Here is a 17296-nt window from a genome sequence, read left to right on the forward strand (position 1 = left end):
GGCCTCTGAGCTGGTGGGCGATACTGGGATCGAACCAGTGACCTCTTCGGTGTGAACCCGGTCAGATCACTTTGCCGACCTGGGCGATCAAGGATTGCCCAGGTCAGCCGCTCTCCCTCGCTCCGCCTCGCACCCGTTCGGTACGCCTCGATACCCCTCGATCAAGATCGTCTTTCCCAAACCTTTCCCAAGCACGCGCTTGGGTGAGCGCTTCGCGGTTACCGAAGCGGTCAGTCAGCCGGCGGCGGCTCGTCCCAGATCGACGTGCCATAGACGACCTGGTACTGATCAGTGGGGATCAGGATGTGTGCGGTCTCGACCGGCTGGGTGTCGGCGTAGTAGGTCCTGGTGATCGTCAGAAGGATGGCGCCGGCGGCGATGTCGAGCTGCCGGGCCTCGCCAGCTGTTGCAGGACGCGCCGAGACGGCTTCGGCCGCGTGTGTGACGTTGATGCCGATCTGCCGCATCCGCTCGACCACACCCTGGCCCGCGTGCGGGCCGTCCTCGGGCAGAACGATCGGCGTTCCGCGCGTGATGGCCAGCGGCTCCCAGGCTGTCGAGAGCATGACCGGCTCACCGTCGCCGCGGAAGACGTAGTCAGTGCGCACGACGTCCGGTTCATCACCAGACGGCTCGTCCAGGCCCAGGCGCTCGCGCACCTCCGCCGGGGCCTGGGCCGTACGGCTGTCGTAGTCCCACGAACCGATGCGGCCCTGCGTGGCCATCTCGCCGGCGAACGGGCTACCGCCGCGGGCGTTACGGTTCCAGCTCCGCACCAGCTGGCGCACCTGGGCGCGCTTGCGGACATAGGTACCAGACCCGGACTTGGCGACGGCCAGGCCGTCGGACACGAGCGTGCGGATGACGGCCTGGGCCGTGTTGGCCGAGACGCCGTAGTCCCGGGTCAGCTGCGGGATGGACGGCAGCTTGTCGCCCTCGCGCAGCTCGCCCTTGGCGATCCGTGCGGCGAGTTCGTCGGCGATCCGCAGGTATCGGGGCCGTTCCTCCTGATTCACGCGGATAGCTTGACAGGCTTATGAGTTAGCTTCAAGCTTGCTCATGCGAACGTTAAGCTTACTCATTAGCTGAGGCGGTCCCCATGTTTCAGCAGTCGCTGCCCGGCGTGGCACAGGCTGTGGCCGACGCCCGCGCGTGGATTCGCACGATTGTCACCACCAACCACCCCCACGTCCCTGCCGATCTCGCCGTGCAGGTGACCGGCGACCTGGTCAAGAACGCGGTGCGCCACACCCCGCAGGACGGACGCATCGAGATCAGCGTGATCCCCGCTCAGCGTGGGGGCTTGCGACTGGAGGTGCGTGACCCCGATCTTCCTGCCACCGGCGCCTACGAAGCGCCCGGCTGGGCCGAGGTCAGCCGCGTGGTGCGCGACTTCGGCGCGAGCTCGACCGCCGACGGGCACGTTGCGTGGGTGGAGATCCCCGAGAGCGCGGGCGCGCAGTGACCGCCCTCGACAAGCCTCCTGCCGATCCCATTCGCTGTCGGTTCTGCAAGCACACGATCGTCCGGAGGTCCAACCACGAGTACTGGACCACCCCGCTCGGGGAGCCGCCGGCGCCGGGGGTTGCGCTGCCGATCGAGTGCCCGGAGCAGCACCTATACGGCACCACGTTCGGCTTCCACGAGCCCGAGACCGACTCCTGGCTGGAGAAACTGCGGCGCGGCATCCCCGGCTACGGCCGGTCGCAGAAAAACACCCCATAGGCAGCTCGGCCGTCGCGCAGCTGGGCGCTCGCGGTGGCCGAGCGTGGCGGCCTCCTCGCCGGGAGGGCTGGCGAGGAGGCCGCAGTAAACCCGGCCGCAGGAGCTCCTGCGGCCGGGCGCGTGAACCCACTCAACAAGGAGACACCCCTCATGTACGAGGACTCGTTACCGTTCACCGGCGCCGCCCTGACGGTGGGCGGGATCACCATCGGCGTGCCGATCGTGGTCAGCATCGCGGTGGGCGCGATCCTGATCGGGATCGGGCTGTACCGCCTGGCGACGAGGGGCAGGCGTGCACAGACGCGGGACTAGGTCCGCGCAGGTGGTCCTCGCGGGCGCGACCGCGCTGCTGGTGGCGCTCGCGTGGATCATCACGTACCGGCTGTCGATCGGGCCGGTGCAAGTCGACTGGACATTCGGCCTGCACAGCCTGCCCACCGTGATGCTGATCGTGGTCCTGGCCGCGGCGACCTGGCCCCGCTCGTTCGAGCACCTGCCCGTCGCACACGGGCGCGTCGCGGTCATCGTCCCCTGCTACCAGGAGTCGGCCGAGGCCGTCCTCCGCACGATCGACTCACTTCTGGCGGGCACGGTCGTCCCTGACCGCATCTACATCGTCGACGACGGGTCGACGCAGCGCCTGGACGTCACTCGTATGCCGCCCAGGATCCGCTACGACCGGCGCATCAAGTTCTTCCGCCAGCAGAACGGCGGCAAGAGGGAGGCGCAGGCCCGCGCCCTGTACGAGCTGCGCTGGCATCGTGACCGCGGGCAGCCGCTGGCCGAGTACGTCGTGACCGTGGACAGCGACTGCGAGCTCGAGCCGCGGGCGCTCGCCGAGCTGCTGCGCGCCATGTCCGACCAACGGGTGATGGCGGCCACCGGGCTGCCGCTCACACGCAACCGGACCACCAGCTGGTTGACGCGGCTGATCGACCTGGAGATCTCCTCGATCTGCCTGACCTATCGCAGCGCCCGCTCCCGCATGGGCAGCCTCACCACGTGCTCGGGCGCGTTGGCCGTCTACCGGGCCGACGTGGTGCTCGACAACCTCGACGACTACCTCGACGGTGGCGCGGCCGCCGGCGACGATCGCCGCCTGACGCACTACGCGCTCCTGCGCGGCCAGGTCGTCAGCGTGCCCGAGGCGATCGTCTACACCGACATGCCCACCAGCCTGCGCGAGCTGTACCGGCAGCGCGTCCGCTGGTCCTCCTCGCACTGGAACTACTCCATGTGGGAAATCGCGCACCTGCCCACCGGGCCGATGCTCTGGTCGGCCTACACGCTGATCATCTCAATCGTCATCCCGATCGGCCTGCTCTGGGTGATCGTCATCGGCCCGATCCTCGGCCAGGGGTTCGGCTGGCAAGCCCTCGGCTACTGGCTGGTCCTGTCCTGGGTCTCCAGCATGGGCTACGCCGTACGCAGGCCGCGTCTGGCGGCTGCCACCCGGTGGACAACGTGGCTGCTCGGCGTTCCCGGGCTGATGCTCCTGCAGATCATCTGCATCCGGCCTGCGATGCTGGCCGCCCTGCGCGAGGTCCGGTCGACCTCCTGGCATACCCGCGAACTCGATTCCCTCGCCTGACGCGCCTCCCACACCGCGCGTCCGCCGCGCTGTACTCTCCCCGATTTCAGTCATCGGGCTGCCCGCACAACAAAGGGGCCCTTCCGGCTCAGCCAACGCCAGAAGGACCCCAGGCTGCCCGATCCCCCTTCCCCAGAGGATCGAACACATGTCCGACTCTACGAGCGCGGCCGCGGCCGCGCCAACCCGCCGCACTGTCGGCGCAGACCCGATCGAGCGCGGCGGCCTGGCCGTCGTCGTGGCCGCCGCGGTGGTGCTGTCCTTCAGCGCCCTGCAGGGCCTCGGCGAGCAGGCCGGCTTCGGCGCCTGGCGGCTGCCCCTGCTCGGCTGGGACCTCCGCCTCTCGCTGCTCCTGCCGCTGTGCATCGACGCCTATGGCGCGGTCGCGGCCCGGATCGCCACCAACCGCGCTTACTCGGCCGAGACGCGGCGGCACGCGTTCGTTCACAGCGCGATCGCGATCGGTGCCGGCGTGATCGGTAACGCCGCTTATCACTTGATCGAGGGCCATGTGCTGAACCTCGACGACGTCATCGTGGGCCTGGTCCTCGTCGTCAGCGTGGTGCCGCCGGTCGCCCTCGGCGCGCTCGTGCACCTGATGTCGGAGTGCGCCCGCGACCGCCAGGCGGCCGAAGAGGTCCGTGAACCCGATGACGTACCCGGGCAGGTACGTGAACCTGATGACGTACCCGTCGCCGCCGGCGACAAGGTGCACGCCGCCACCGATGCACCGGCCGAGCACGAGCCCGCATCCAGTGACCAGCCTGCTGCACCTGCCGATTACCAGCCACAACACGCCGCTCAGATCTCGCCCGCGCCCAAGTCGCACCCAGAACCCACTGGCGTCGAATTGCACGTACCCGCGCCCAGTCCGCTGCACCTGCGCGCGGTGCAGACGTTCGCGCCCGGCGGCCGTCTCGAGAAGGTGCCACCACTGCGCGAGATCAAGAGCGCACTCGGGGTCGGCCAGCCGAAGGCCTCCGAGGTACAGAGGTACCTGGAGCTGATCGCCAGCTGACCCAGCCGTACCCCACATACTCGCCGGGTTTGATCGCGGCGCCTCACCCATACAGGACCCGCATCAGCCGCCACAGCGGTAGATTCGGACCTCCTCGAATGGCCTGGATCCCCGGAGTGGAGCGTGGTGTGAAGGAGAAGCCTGACGCCACCTGGCAGTTCTATGTGACCGCGTCCGGGAATAACGTCGTCAGCGAAGAGATCAACGACGTCTTGGGAGACGGGCCTCCGAAGAAGGAGCTTGGCGCTCTACTGACTCGGATCCAGTTCAATAGGGCCCTCGCTCGAGACACGGGCCCGTTGGGGCGAGGTCTGTTCGAGGCGCGGTTGACCTACATCGGGAACGAGTATCGCCTCTACTTCGCATACGGACCGAGCGGGGAGCACGTCCTGTTGGGCCTGGCCTTTCACAAGAAAGGTAGTCAGGGAGCTCAAGATCGGGTCATAGATGTAGCCCGGGATCGCCTGGCCGACTGGTTGAGGAGAATATAAGGTGAACCCGATACGAGGAGGTCGAGGACTGTGATGGACCCTCACGTCGCAGAACTGCTGGGGATCGATCTCGACGATCCACAGGTTCAGCGCGAGAACGACGCGATCGAGCGCGATATGCGGCTCATCGAGACTCTCGTCACGGTTCGCAAGCAACGCCACCTCACTCAGGCAGAGGTGGCGGAGCGCATGGGCCGTAGCCAGCCCGCAGTCTCCGACTTCGAACGGCTAGGCGGCGACCCGCATCTCTCGACCATCCGCCGCTACGCGCTGGCCGTCGGCGTTGAGGTCATCCACACTGTCTCTGCTCCCGGAGGAGCCTCGAGCACGACCTCTACGCCCGCACGGATAGAGGTTGAAGGCTTCGGCCTGCCTGGCGAGCAACTGACCACGTACGGAACAGCCAACGTGGAGATGAAACGAGCACTGCCGTGATCGAAGGCTTCCTCCTGCTGGCCGATGCGGCGAGCACTGACCAGCCGTCCGGCAAGGTCAACTTGCTGGGCGCGGGATGGTCTCTGACCGGGCCCGTCGTACCGCCAGGAGCCATCGCCGGGTTCCTTCGCATCCCTTGGGATGAGGCCAAGGAACAGCTCAAGTTCACACTCCGCCTCGTGGACAACGACCGGGAAGACGTCCGGATCCCTGTCGACGAAGGAGAGATGCGTGCGATCAGCTTTAATGGCAACCTGGCGCTTCAGGAAGCCCAGCAGGACGGCTCATCCGATGAGGACGTCCCGATGAACCTCTGCTTTGCGATCTCCCTGCCGCCCTTGCCACTTACTCCCGGACATACCTATGAATGGATCTTGGAAGTAGGAGCTGCAGAGGTCGCCTCGGTGCGATTCGCGGTGCGGCCCGAGGCGTAGCCCATCCACACGGTTGTCTGCACGCAGGCAATACCTCACACAAAAGCAGCCCCCGCCCCTCCCGGAGGAGGAGCGGGGGCTGTGTGCTGCAGGGACTACCGCTGGACGTAGCCCTGTACAACGAGAGGCCGACCGTGGTCGTCGTGGGGGTCGGCCACCGGCGTGACCTTGCGCTGGGAGGTGAACCAGGCCCACGCGAAGTAGGCGCTGTCGAGGAGCTGCTCGACGCCGTTCTCGGTGAGTTCCCACTCTTTGGGGATCCAGCCGAGCGCGACGGCAAGGCGGGTGACGCCCATGAGGACCAGGGCGACCGCGCCGCGTACGAGCAGGGGGTAGCGGATGGTGAATGGGGTCTTGGGAACGGGATGCATGTGCCCCTCCTTCAGGGACGCGCCCCTCAAACCGGGGCGAAAAACAAGAACCGGGTCAGCGTCTTTGCAAGTCCGGGCCCGGCTGGTGCGCAGCAGGTATAGGCTCACCAGCGGGTCGATCATGTGATCGGCGCGGTCCAGGCCGAGCGCCAGGTGCGCTCGTCGACCACGCCCGTCTCCGGGAGGCCCTTCTCCTTCTGGTAGGCCCGGCAGACGTCTTCGTCGGCGCCGCTGTACCAGCCGTCGACGACCAGGTCCCAGCCGCGTTTCCGCATCTGCCGCTGCCAGGCGCGCACGTCGTCGCCCTTGGTGGTGGGGGGCCAGGACAGCGGCCGCTTCCAGGCGGGCGCGTCGACGTCGTCGCTGCCGCCGCCATCGCCGCCGAGCTCGTCGCGCACCAGCTGCAGCAGCACGTCCCACGGGAACGCGTTGCCGGGGTCGGTGTGGTCCGACCGGCGGTAGACGGCGCTGATGTCCGCATGACTCGTGATGCCGCGGCCGCCGGCGCGCAGCTCGGCCCGCGTCAGCTTCCGGACGGGGATCTTGTAGGCGCGCGACCAGGCGGCGACCTGGTGGGCGGCCCGGCCGAGCATCGCCTTGCCGTACGCGTCCAGCCACTCCTCCCGGGTCTGGCGGGCATAACCGGCCATCTCCAGCTGCAATCCGTCGGCGTTGCCACCGGGCGCAGCCCAAGCGGTGTCCTGATCACGCACGCACCTGACGATCGAGTTGCTGTCGACGCAGGCGTGCGCCGAGGCCTCGCGGCCGGTGGTGGCGAACATGCGGGCGCAGGCCTCAGCGGTGTCCGGCTTCTCCGGCATCTCCATGTCGTGGATGACGATCAATCGGATCGGCGCGATCCGGCCGTGGTGGTACCAGCGGGCCTGCACCAGCCTCATGGGTTTCCTCTCCTCAGGTACGGAGCAGCGTGATCAGCGCGATGGCCACGCCGGCCACGGTGACGATGACGCTGACGATCGCGATGATGTGGCGGGTGCGCTCGGCCAACTGGCTGCGCGTCACCTGGTCGCGCTCGACCGCGTCGAGCCGGGCCTCGACCGCCGCGGCACGCTGCTCGTTGGCCCCCCGGTCGGCGTCGAGCCGCTTGGCGAGTTCGTCGACCCGCCAGTCGGCGTGGTCAGCGCGCTGCAGGAGCAGAGCGATCTGCCCCTTGATCTCGGCCAGCCCGACTGCGGTGATCTCGCTGAGCTTGGCGAGGGCCAGGGCGAGATCGGTGGGCGGCAGCTGATCGGTCATCTACTCCCCCGTCTGGCCGACTCCGGCCACGGTGAACTTTCAGTCAGGTGTCCCTCGCGCCGTACGTCTCCTCACGGTCAGGGGCCGTTCATCTGGCCGCTGATCTTGAGCTCGTCCGTGATCGTGTTGATCTTGGCCGCCAAGTCGCGGAAGTTGTCGTTCAAGGTCGACTGAGAGAAGCTGCCGCCGACGTCGATGATCGCGTTGTCCGTGCTGCCCACCGTCATGGTCAACCGACTGACCGACGATGCTTTAGGGAACGTGATCTGCAGGCGCTTCTTGACGCGGGCCTCGGTCTCCAGCTTCTGGAGCCTGCGCTCGAAATCCCGGAGGATCCGCTCCAGGTTGGCCCCGTACTGGTCGGTCATGGCACCTCCACAGATTCGAGGGTGAGCACGGCTTCTTCACGGCCGCGGCCGCGGCCGGTCGGCCGGATTTCGATGCCGATGATGCGGCCGGTGATGTCGAGGCCGGCGCCGCCGTCGATGCGCTCGTGCCACACATCGGTGACCATCAAGCGGCACGTATCCCCGAGGCTGTTCAGCGACAGCGTGGTCTTCTTCGCCAGGAAGACCGTGACCGACCTGATCCACAAGCCGCCGCCGGCCATCTCGGCGTAGTACTCGGCGAGGGTGTCCAGCTCGGCCTGGACGAGGGACTGGGTGGGGTGGTCGACGACGTGGTCGATGCGTGGCCAGCCGGCGGCGCGGTGTGGGGTGGTGACCGGCGCCGAGTAGATCGGCAGCCGATCTGTGGTGGCCTCGCCTTGCGGTGTGCCGCCGCGTACCTCCCAGTCGGTGCCGCCGCGTAGCGCGTCGACGTCGACGCCGTATTCGGCGATGTCGCCGCCATGCGGGCTGCTGGAGAAGACGTGCACGATACCCGTGTCGATCTTCGGTGAGCCCCACACCCACGTTGACCGGATTCCGGTTTCGTCGACGGTGTCGGCGACGTAGTACTCGGCCTGCCCTCTCAGGGCTTCCTGCGCGCGCCGCCCGTAGGTGGTGTTGTCCTCCTTGGTGACGGCCAAGGTGTTGGAGATGCCGGCAACTCCGCTCTGGAACTGCACGCCGATGTTGGCGCCGTCGAGGGCCTGGCCGTGCTGCAGCAGCGCGCGCACGTTGGCGATCAGGTCGGAGGTGTAGGTGAGCGCCACACGGATCCGCAGCGAGAACCAGAACGAGTCCAGCTTGGAGGCGCGCAGCTCGATGCTGATCTTGCCATCGCGGCCGCGTGCGACGCGGTGGCCGGTCAGCCAGTACCGGCCGGCCAGCTTGCCGTCGCGCCAGACTCGGATCTGGACGCGGCCTGACCCGGTACTCAGGTCGCTCTTGGCCTTGGGGATGACCCGGCGGACCGCGCGAGCCACTCTCTGGTTCGGAATCGGGATGGATCCGGTGAGCGGGCCGGGCTCGTTGAGCCTCGCACCGTAGGTCCAGTCGCGCAGGTACAGATCGTCGATGTAGGCGCCGGTGAGCATGTCGTGCGCGGTCACCCGATACAGAGCGCGGCCCTTAACTGCGTAGGCGGGCACCGGCGGCGGTGGCGGCACGTAGTCGCCGGGCGGAACCACGATGGTCCAGGCCTGCCAGACGTCGACGAGCGGCGCGGTCGGGGTCACCCTCCTGCTCGGCAGGGTCGCGCTGGACAGGGTGGTCTGGGCGCCGAGGTAGGCGCCGATGTTGCCGAACACATGGTCCTCGGCGGGGTAGCCGAGCGGTCCCCAGTCGGTGCCAAAGAAGCCCTCGGCGTCGCCCACGACATAGCGGGCCTCGATTGCCGCGACCGTGCCAGCAGCCGCCGGGCACAGGGCGCCCTCGGTAGGCGAAGTGAAAATCCCGCTGGCAGTGGCGAGCACGACGCCTGCGAGGGTTGCGCCGCGCCCGTGTAGGAGGGCTACGACGCCCTGGCCGTCGAGCTCGACGGCGTAGCTGCCCGGGATCGAGGTGCCGACTTGCTGGGCGAACACGCGCGTGAACAGGCTGTTCTGGTCCTCGCGCTCAGCCAGGACCGACCATGACCCGCCGCCGCTGACCTCGATGTCGAGCGAGACGCGGGAGGTGACGATCGCGATGATGACGTCGCCGGGCGCCAGGTTGGGCGGGGCGTCGAACAGGTCGAACGGCCCGTTCACCGCGGTGACGATCGCGTTGCGCGGCTGCGCGGTTCCCGGCATGCCACCTCCCTGTCAGCTGACGGCGTGGCGCCAGAACACGTCCATCCCGGCCGTGCCGCCGCTGGCGCAGGTGAACTCCAGCTGGTTGGCGCCGGGCCCGAACACGAAGTCCCGGATCGAGGTGGAGCCCTCGATGAGGTCGTTGACGTGGTCGGTGTCACCGATCGAGGCGGTGCCCTCCTTGACGTCGATCACCAGCGTCTGCCCGGTGGCCAGCGGGGTGGAGAAGGCGATCACCAGGTCCAGCGTCACGTTGTCGATCTGCGGGCCAGTGCATGGGCCCGCGATGCGGATCTCGCCCGGAGTGGCGTCGTTGCCGTTGTTCAGGATCTCCGTGGGCGAGTTCTTGGCGATGGTCAGCGAGGACCGGACCGGGTTGTAGCGGCGCGGGTCGGAGGCGATCCACTGCAGGCCGCCCCGGAGGAAACCGAGGTGGACGGCGGTGCGGTCGATCGAGCCTGGTTTCCGGTCGCCGAGGAACGCCCGCACTAGCCAGGGCTGGGTGTCTCCGAAGTCCCAGACCACCAGCCAGCCCTCGTCCTCGGTCTGGTGCGGGCCGGTCGCCATCACCAGGTCGTGCACGATCTGGCCGACCATCTCCGGGCGGGCCTGCATCAGCGTGCTCCAGTTGATGACGCGCTCGGCGTAGTACGGCTGGCCGGGATACGAGCCGCTGCTGTCGGGTCTATCCACGTTGCCGCTGACGAACGGCGCACTGTCGATCCAGCCCTGCAGTTCCTGCCAGGAGTACGGCGTGCCATTTCCCAGCAAGAAGCCGTTCCACTCGATCTGCCCAGGCTGGAAGATCGCGTCACCAGGCAGCACCGGGACCGTCACCGACGGCGCGATCACGTCGGCCAGCACGCTGATCGTCGTGAGTCCGGCGTGCGCGTCCGCCGTGAGGGTTGGCGCGTACATCTGCACGATGGCGTCGATGCTGCTGAGGGCGGCGTGCGAGGTGGCCACCAGTTGCGGCGCGGGCATGCTGGTCGTCTCGGTGACGGTCCCGGGCGTGACGACCGTGGTGGTCTGCGTCGTCACAGAAGGATCCGGTACTCCGGTCGTGACCGGCACCGTGGTGGGGTGCGCGGTCGACCCGGCCGACACGCTCGGCGCCGGCACCGCGGTCGATTCAGTGACGGTGGCCGGGGTCGGCGAGGCCGACACCTGAACGGTGGGCGTGGGGACGGCGGTGACCTCGGCCACCGTGGTTGTGGTGATCGGCGCGTCCAGGCTGGCGGGTTTGATCTCCAGCGCCACCCAATCCCAGTCGGCTGCCGAGGTCCCCGGAGCGTCCGCGTTGAAGGTGACCGCCGTGCCTGCGGTCGGCGTGTTGGCGGACTTGCGGACTGCGATGCCGCTCACGGTGGTGACGCCGGTGCTCGTGGACCAGCCGAAGCCGGTGTCGCTCGACGTGGGCACGCCGAGTCCGGCGCCCTCCAGCGCGGCCATGAAGCCGCGGCTGTTGTCGACCGTGCTGGTGTAGCCGGTGACGTTCAGGGTGTTGTTGGTGCTGCTACCGCTTCCGCTCGCCCCGATGGGCGAGCTGGCGTGCTGGCCGGTGACCGCGTCGACCTTGACGGATACGGCACGGCCGAACGAACCGGTGAGGTTGTCGACGGTGACCGTCATCGATCCGGAGCCAGTGACCGGCGCAGTCCAGATCTCGACCTGGCCGAGCTCGACGCGCTTCGTCCAGGTCAGGCCGCCGCCGGACACGGCAGGCTCCGTGTCCGAGTAGGCCATCACCATGGCCACGAGCAGCCCACCGGCGGGCCGCGTGAAGCTGCCGGTGGTAACAGAGCTGACCGTTGTGCCGCCGCTGGTGGCGATGGCCGGGGATCCGGCGTCGATCGCGATCGCCACGTCTCACCTCCTGGGCATGGAAAAGCCGCCCCGAGGGCGGCGAGACGACGACGATGAACGGGCTGCTACGGGGTGAGGTCGAAGGTCACCAAGCCGTTGCTGTGCGGCGTGACGAGCAGCGTTCCGTCGCTCGTGTTGTAGGCGGTGACCAGGTCGATGCCGAACATGAGCGGGTCGTTCGTCGGCGTGGTCACGGACGGCGCATGGAAGTCGATCCACCGGACTCCGGACAGGGTCGAGCTCGCCCACTGGAACGCGTTGCTGCTGTACTTCGAGACGCCGGCGCCCGGCCGGGAGAAGGCCGTACCGGTGACGACCACTCCGGCGGCCGTGTAGCCCGTCCCCACGATTTCGTTCGTGCTCGAGTACGCGGTGTTGGCGTTGAAGTCGGCGGCCGAGGCCCTCGTCGCGTTGTAGAGCGCCGCCTTGTGCGTCTCCGCATCCCAATTCAGGGCAAGCACGGCCTCGAGCATGTCTTCGAAGCTCGGCAGGTACACACCAGATGCCATGTCAGATGACCGCCTTCCCGGTCTGCGGCTTGACCGTCAAGGAGGGCGCGGTGACGTCCGCGCTGCCAGGCGGCAGATCCGGCGGCACTGGGTCGCCGACCACGAAGGCGCCGAGCGCCTCCAGCTCGCGGCGCACCACGACGGCCGTGGCGTTGGCTTCCTCCAGCTCCTTGCGTGCGAGCTTCAGCGCGGCCTCGACCTGGGCGCGCGCCTCCCGGTCCTCGACGGCACCGTTGTCGCCGTGCTTGACGAGCATCGGCTTAGCCAAGATCCCCTCGAGCTTGGGGATCGTGACGGTCTGGAGCTTGACGATCTCGGCCTCCCGGCGCAGCCACTCCCGCGTCTCGTTCAGCCGGTTCGCGGTCTCCACCTTTACCTGCTTGGCAGCCCGGATGGCCTCAGGATCCCCGCTGGCCCTGGCCCCTTCGTATGCCTGCTTTGCCTGCAAATGGGCGTCCTCGATTGGTTCGAGGTCCTCGACCAGGGCGAGCTCGGCCCGCAGCGCGGCCGACCTCCGCATGACTCGTCCCGCCATTACCTGTACTCCTTGCTGATCGTGACCCCGGTCCACGGGTTGACGTTGAGGTGGGGCAGGATGACGCGGGCGTCCTGCCCCGACCAGCGCATTCGCAGCTGGTTGCCGTGCTGGTCCTTGATGACCTTGATCCAGTGGCCGGTCACCACGTCCCGGTACTCGCGCACCACCGGTTTCACCTGGTGCGACCAGCCGCGCGGCCGAGCCTGCACTGACCGGAGCTTCCGCAGGTCGGCCTCGCTGTACCCCTGCACACCCACGCGCGCCTCCCTAAACGGGCCCCTGGGCCATGACGTTGAACCCCACGGACTTGCCGATCTTGTCGATGTCGGGCTCCTCCCGGACGACCGACCCGGACATGTCGACGTTGACGGTCACCCCGCTGCTGGCTGGCGGCTGGTAGCTGCTGCCTCCAGCCGGTGTGGCCGTCGACTGCGTCGCAGGGGCTCGCGCCGCCACGGCCACCACCTTCGGGGCCGACATCCGAGCCGAGTTGTATGACCCGGTCGCCGGCTGCGACACCGCCACATAGCTGCCGCTGCTGCCGCCGAGCGGCGCCACCCGATCCCCCGACACCACCAGAGGCTTGACCACGTCCTTCGACGGAGCCGGGACGTTCCGCTCCCCCTGGGAGCCGCGGCCGGTCCCTCGAGGAGAGGGGACGCTGCGTTCTCCCTGCGAGCTGCGCCCCAAGTTGTGCGGGGCGGGCACGTTCTGACCGGCGGCCCCGCGCCCCGACCCCCGCGGGGCTGGGACGCTCCGTTCCCCCTGGGAGCCACGTCCAGTCCCGTGCGGGCTCGGCACGTTCCGCTCCCCTTGGGAGCTGCGGCCCGTCCCCTTCGACTTCGACGAGCTCGACGAGCTCTTGCTGGCGGAGGACTTGGCGGAGCTGATCGCCGAGGCGAGCGACTCCACCGCCGCCGTCAGGCTGTCGATGGCCCCGGACAGCCCGTCCACCGAGGAACCGACCGTGTCCGACAGGCCCGCCACGGAGTCGTCGAGCGCCTGGGTGCCGTCGCCCCACGCGGTGACCACCTGCTGGCCGACATTGCCGACATCGACCACCGCCGACGTGAGGGTGCCTGCCGAGCCGAGCGTGGCGGACAGCACGTTCGACGCCGACCGGATATCGCCGGTGATCACGATCCGGGACTGGTTGACCGCGTCGGTCAGGGCGGCCGTCTTCTGCTCGGCCCGCTTGCTGTAGACCTCGAGATTGAAGTCTGCCGCGACCTGAGACAGCAGGTTGATGGCGCGGGAGCGGTACTGGCTGGCGTACGGGATGTAGGCCTCTTTGCCTGCCTCGCCGAAGATGGTGGCCGAGGCAGGGATGAGCGTCGGCTGGTCACGGACCATCGGTGGCGGCGGCACGTTCGACGAGCCGCCGCGGATGCCCCCTGTGGCCATCAGCTCGTACCCGGCGGTCGTCTGGATGCCGCCGGCGGCCTTCACCTTGTTGGCGATCGCCTTCTTGCCAGAGACGGTGTTGTAGATCGAGTTGACGAAGACGTTGACCGTCTTGCCGTTCAGCTCGTTGATCTTGCGCTGGTACTCGCGGATCAGATCGAGAGCTTCCTTGCCGCCCGGCGTCTTGACGTCGGTCTTGACGTTGCCGGGGATGAGCCCGAGCGCCGTGGCGAGGTTGCTCGCCTGCGTCTTGGAGAATCCCATCTTCTCGGCCAGGCCGATGAACGCGCTTCGCTGGGCGCCGACCTTCGCCGTGACCTCTGCCAGCGGGGTACCTTGCTCGATGAGCGCCTGGCGGTACTGGTTTGCCGACTGGGCCAGACCGATCAACGCCTCGCGGTTGGCGCGGCCCTTCTCGGTGTTAGTCGAGGTGGCCTGCCCGTTCTCCTTGATCGACTTGGCGGCGTCGTCGAGCGACCTCTTGTAGTTGATCTCCGCCGACATGGCGTTCGTCGTCAGCCCGACCAACTGCCCGATCGCGCCGCGCAGGGTGTCGACGTTGCCGGCGGCCGTCGCGGCCGACGTGCCCATCTCCTTGATCGAGCCTGTAGTCGGCGCGGTGGCGGCCTGAGCGGCCTGCACGGCGGACGAGTAGCCGGGCAGCAGCGCCCGCAGCTGGTCGACCTTCCCTCCGGACAGGCCGGCCTGCTTCGCGAGCTCGTTGAACAGGCTGGCTGCCTGCTGGCCGTTCCCCGACGACACCATCTGGGTCAGGGTCTTGTCGAAGTTCTCCAGCCGCTGCCGGCCCGTGTCGATCGAGTAGAAGCTCTGCACGCTGGACGTGATGCTGTTGCTCAGCTGGGCGAACGGGTTGTCGCTGTTCAGACGGCGCACTGTGTCGCCCAGGGTTTCGAACTGGCCGACCACTGGCGCGAACCATGCCGCGCTGGAGGCAACGTCGCCCTTCAGGGTGTTGATGTTGCTGCCGAACCTGGTGAGCATTTCCGGCGCCGAGGCGCCACGCTGTGCCAGGTCGTTCATCTGCTTGGCCAGTTGGCCGATGTCCACGTTCAGCCCGGCCAGCTCGTCGCCGAAGGAGTTGACCGCGATCGCAGCTCCGGCCATCAGCGCGGCCACGCCACCGCTCGAGGACAGCGTGCCGGCCAGGCCGCCCAGCTTGCCCTTGGCGGTGTCGGCCGCGCCGCCCAACCCGCCGAGCTTGCCGGTGAGGTCGGTCCAGAAGGAGGCGACCTTCAGCCCGGCCTGGGCGCCCTTGACGGCGAGGATGGCCAGCGCGATCAGCCGGATGTGTTCCGGATCCATGCCCGCGACGAGCTTTGCCAGCAGGCTCAGCCCAGACATGCTGCCGACGCCGAGCGGGATGACCGCTTCGCCGATGTTGCCCAGCGCCTTGGCCAGGTTCTTCACCAGCTCCCACGCCTCGGGAGCGTTCTCCTTGACGTAGGCGAGGAACTGCTGAAACTCGGGCGAGTTCTTCAGGTTCTGCCCCCAGCGGGCGAAGGCCTCGCTGGCGTGCTCGATGGGGTTGACGACGTTCGGCGTGAACGGCAGGAAGGCGTCGATGACCCCGGCAACGCCCGTTCCGACCTTGAGCAGGCTGTTGCCGAACCCAGTCACGGCCTGCGGTGCCGCCACGCCCAAGTTCTGCAGGAACTGCGTCCAGAACGGCCCGTTCAACGCCCTCTCGGCGTTCTTCTCCAGGCCGACGAACGCGCTCGCCGTACCGGTCACCAGCGGCGAGATCTTCGGCAGCGCCTGCCCCATCAGCCCGAGCCCGCCGCCCAACGCCTGCGTGACTGACGGATTCACCGACCGCTGCCAGTCCAGGTAGACATTCGAGAAGGACTGCCACTGCTCGGCGAGGCGGTATTCCTCCGGGCTCAGTTTGGAGAAGTCCGCCGAGTCGACGGCCTTCTTCACCCGCTCGAAGGTGGGCACTGCGGCGGCCTTGAACGCCAGCGCACCCGCCGCGGCCGACGCGAAGGCGCCCTCCAACGCGCCGCCGGCGGCCACCAGCCCGGCCGCCGCGGGCGCGGCCACGCTGAGCGCTTGCGTGGCGGCCACGACCTTGCCGATGTTGATCAGCGCCGACTTGGTGTCGGCATCGATCTTGATCTTGACGTCACGGCCGTCCAGTCGTCGCGCCTCGGCGCCGACGGCGGCCAGGTCCTCCAGGGCCTGGCGGATGCCAGCGCGCACCTCGAAGCTGGCGCCGTCTTCCAGTGCCCGCAGCTCGCCCTGTAGGCGCTTCATCTCGGCCAGCGCCGTCGTGGCGTCGATGTCGACGCCGATCTTCTTGGCCGCCAGCGCCTCCATCTCGCGGCGGACCTGCGCCATCTTCACTTCGGCGGCCGAGGAGTTCGCATTGATCTCGATCGTGGGTAGCCGCTTGGTGGCCTCCTCGAGCTTCTTGCGGAAGCCCTGCGCGAACCCGGCCGTCTCGACGAACTTGCGGTTCAGCTTGGTCAGGGTCGACTCGGCCTCGCGGCCGCCGGCCTTGAACTGGTCGACGGCCAGCTTCAGCCGGGTGGTGACGGTGCGATCGGCCACAGCACATCACCTCCCGGGTGCAAACGGCTCGACTCGAAGACGGATCCACGGCATTCCGTGTCACGCTGCCAACCGCAGCCCAAGCCGCCGCGTCCTACGCGTGCATCTCCTACATCTCAGGAGTCACACATGACCCACTACGGGCCGCCTCAGGGCCAGCCAGATCCCCAGCAGCAGCAGCCGTTACCCGGGTATCCGCCGCAGCCTCCGGGCCAGCCCTACCCGCCCCAATCCGGCCCGCAGTGGCAAGGGCAGCCGTACCCGCCCCAGCCTCACCCGCAGTGGCAGGGCCAGCCGTACGGGTATCAGCCGCCTGCTGCCCCTCCGGCGTGGGCGACCAGGCACAACTGGGTAGGCATCACTGGCCTGGTGATTGGGATCGTCGCCTTCGTGGCCGCCGCGTTCTGGCCTACTCCCGCTCCCGGGTTCTGGCTGGCGCTCCTCGCCATCATCTTCTCGGGGGTGGGACTGACCAAGGCGCGGATCGGCACGGCATCCAACCGGAGCCTTGCTGGCGTCGGGATGGCGCTGGGGCTGCTGGCGCTCATGGCCGCGATCTACGCCGCGTTCGCGCACTAGCGTCACCGGACCTTGGCTACTCGTAGCACCCAGTCGGACGGGTCCTCGAGCGTCCGGGCCTTCGCCGTACGCGGCGCGCACCCATGGCATCTGAGCGGCTCCAACGCGACATACGCGCCCTCATTGTCGGGGTCGGTTGTCTCCTCGAGGGGCAGCCCGCACCCGGGGCAGACGCCTTCCTGCTCTTCCTGGGCGGCGCACGCCCAGTCCCGGTCGTCCTCCAGCCACTCGGGCTCGTGGACCGTGATCGCCCGCACCATCCTGCCCGCGTCGTTGTACTCGAAGGTCGTAATGCTGCGAGGCTCACGACCAAGGAGTTTCGACCGGGGTA

At 68.3% G+C, this 17296-nt stretch carries 21 protein-coding genes; 9 read left to right on the forward strand and 12 right to left on the reverse strand.

Annotated features, from left to right (window positions below; genetic code table 11):
* Nucleotides 1–230 precede the first annotated feature (230 nt).
* Nucleotides 231–1016, reverse strand: a complete 786-nt coding sequence (locus tag KIK09_RS56410; RefSeq protein ID WP_214327823.1) for a GntR family transcriptional regulator — start codon at nucleotides 1014–1016, stop codon at nucleotides 231–233.
* A gap of 83 nt (nucleotides 1017–1099) precedes the next feature.
* Here KIK09_RS56410 and KIK09_RS56415 point away from each other — a divergent pair, with 83 nt between their 5' ends.
* From KIK09_RS56415 to KIK09_RS56450, 8 genes are all read left to right on the forward strand, one after another.
* Nucleotides 1100–1465 (forward strand): ATP-binding protein, encoded by a 366-nt coding sequence (locus KIK09_RS56415; RefSeq protein ID WP_214327824.1) that lies wholly within the window; start codon nucleotides 1100–1102, stop codon nucleotides 1463–1465.
* Entirely contained in the window at nucleotides 1462–1725 is a 264-nt protein-coding gene (locus KIK09_RS56420) for a hypothetical protein (protein WP_214327825.1), read from the forward strand. Before KIK09_RS56415 ends, KIK09_RS56420 begins: the two co-directional genes overlap by 4 nt.
* A 150-nt stretch (nucleotides 1726–1875) precedes the next feature.
* Nucleotides 1876–2037, forward strand: a complete 162-nt coding sequence (locus KIK09_RS56425) for a hypothetical protein (RefSeq protein WP_214327826.1) — start codon at nucleotides 1876–1878, stop codon at nucleotides 2035–2037.
* A complete protein-coding gene (locus KIK09_RS56430; RefSeq protein ID WP_214327827.1) occupies nucleotides 2018–3316 on the forward strand; it encodes a glycosyltransferase family 2 protein in 1299 nt (432 codons plus the stop codon). Before KIK09_RS56425 ends, KIK09_RS56430 begins: the two co-directional genes overlap by 20 nt.
* Before the next feature lie 148 nt (nucleotides 3317–3464).
* Nucleotides 3465–4334, forward strand: a complete 870-nt coding sequence (locus tag KIK09_RS56435; RefSeq protein ID WP_214327828.1) for a DUF2637 domain-containing protein — start codon at nucleotides 3465–3467, stop codon at nucleotides 4332–4334.
* A 128-nt stretch (nucleotides 4335–4462) separates the two neighbouring features.
* Entirely contained in the window at nucleotides 4463–4825 is a 363-nt protein-coding gene (locus tag KIK09_RS56440) for a type II toxin-antitoxin system RelE/ParE family toxin (protein WP_214327829.1), read from the forward strand.
* 33 nt (nucleotides 4826–4858) lie between these two features.
* Complete coding sequence (locus KIK09_RS56445; RefSeq protein ID WP_214327830.1) at nucleotides 4859–5260, forward strand: helix-turn-helix domain-containing protein; 402 nt, start codon at nucleotides 4859–4861, stop codon at nucleotides 5258–5260.
* Nucleotides 5257–5694, forward strand: a complete 438-nt coding sequence (locus KIK09_RS56450; protein WP_214327831.1) for a DUF6941 family protein — start codon at nucleotides 5257–5259, stop codon at nucleotides 5692–5694. The genes KIK09_RS56445 and KIK09_RS56450 overlap by 4 nt, the downstream gene beginning before the upstream one ends.
* 95 nt (nucleotides 5695–5789) lie before the next feature.
* On the opposite strand, the gene KIK09_RS56455 is transcribed toward KIK09_RS56450, so the two are convergent.
* The 10 genes from KIK09_RS56455 to KIK09_RS56500 form a co-directional block, all read right to left on the reverse strand.
* The gene (locus tag KIK09_RS56455; protein ID WP_214327832.1) at nucleotides 5790–6065 is read right to left on the reverse strand and encodes a hypothetical protein; all 276 of its coding nucleotides are present in this window, start codon (nucleotides 6063–6065) and stop codon (nucleotides 5790–5792) included.
* A 119-nt stretch (nucleotides 6066–6184) separates the two neighbouring features.
* Entirely contained in the window at nucleotides 6185–6964 is a 780-nt protein-coding gene (locus tag KIK09_RS56460; protein ID WP_214327833.1) for a peptidoglycan recognition protein family protein, read from the reverse strand.
* A gap of 13 nt (nucleotides 6965–6977) precedes the next feature.
* Nucleotides 6978–7322 (reverse strand): hypothetical protein, encoded by a 345-nt coding sequence (locus tag KIK09_RS56465; protein ID WP_214327834.1) that lies wholly within the window; start codon nucleotides 7320–7322, stop codon nucleotides 6978–6980.
* Nucleotides 7323–7399: 77 nt separating this feature from the next.
* Nucleotides 7400–7690 carry a hypothetical protein gene (locus tag KIK09_RS56470; protein ID WP_214327835.1) on the reverse strand — a complete coding sequence of 97 codons (291 nt, stop codon included), beginning with the start codon at nucleotides 7688–7690 and terminating at the stop codon, nucleotides 7400–7402.
* A complete protein-coding gene (locus tag KIK09_RS56475) occupies nucleotides 7687–9498 on the reverse strand; it encodes a hypothetical protein (protein ID WP_214327836.1) in 1812 nt (603 codons plus the stop codon). Before KIK09_RS56475 ends, KIK09_RS56470 begins: the two co-directional genes overlap by 4 nt.
* A 12-nt stretch (nucleotides 9499–9510) precedes the next feature.
* Entirely contained in the window at nucleotides 9511–11364 is a 1854-nt protein-coding gene (locus tag KIK09_RS56480; protein WP_214327837.1) for a phage tail family protein, read from the reverse strand.
* 65 nt (nucleotides 11365–11429) lie between these two features.
* A complete protein-coding gene (locus KIK09_RS56485; RefSeq protein ID WP_214327838.1) occupies nucleotides 11430–11873 on the reverse strand; it encodes a hypothetical protein in 444 nt (147 codons plus the stop codon).
* Nucleotide 11874: 1 nt separating this feature from the next.
* On the reverse strand, nucleotides 11875–12408 hold the full coding sequence (locus tag KIK09_RS56490; RefSeq protein WP_214327839.1) for a hypothetical protein: 534 nt from the start codon (nucleotides 12406–12408) through the stop codon (nucleotides 11875–11877).
* The gene (locus KIK09_RS56495; protein ID WP_214327840.1) at nucleotides 12408–12668 is read right to left on the reverse strand and encodes a hypothetical protein; all 261 of its coding nucleotides are present in this window, start codon (nucleotides 12666–12668) and stop codon (nucleotides 12408–12410) included. The genes KIK09_RS56490 and KIK09_RS56495 overlap by 1 nt, the downstream gene beginning before the upstream one ends.
* Nucleotides 12669–12678: 10 nt before the next feature.
* On the reverse strand, nucleotides 12679–16386 hold the full coding sequence (locus tag KIK09_RS56500; RefSeq protein WP_214327841.1) for an Mce/MlaD family protein: 3708 nt from the start codon (nucleotides 16384–16386) through the stop codon (nucleotides 12679–12681).
* 369 nt (nucleotides 16387–16755) lie between these two features.
* On the opposite strand from KIK09_RS56500, the gene KIK09_RS56505 reads away from it, so the two are divergent.
* Nucleotides 16756–16965 carry a hypothetical protein gene (locus KIK09_RS56505; protein ID WP_214327842.1) on the forward strand — a complete coding sequence of 70 codons (210 nt, stop codon included), beginning with the start codon at nucleotides 16756–16758 and terminating at the stop codon, nucleotides 16963–16965.
* Between the two features lie 2 nt (nucleotides 16966–16967).
* Here the strand turns inward: KIK09_RS56505 and KIK09_RS56510 are convergent, their stop codons facing one another.
* A complete protein-coding gene (locus tag KIK09_RS56510) occupies nucleotides 16968–17225 on the reverse strand; it encodes a hypothetical protein (protein WP_214327843.1) in 258 nt (85 codons plus the stop codon).
* Nucleotides 17226–17296: the final 71 nt, after the last annotated feature.

Origin of the sequence: Nonomuraea sediminis, assembly GCF_018531495.1 — a bacterium.
Lineage (GTDB): Bacteria > Actinomycetota > Actinomycetes > Streptosporangiales > Streptosporangiaceae > Nonomuraea > Nonomuraea sediminis.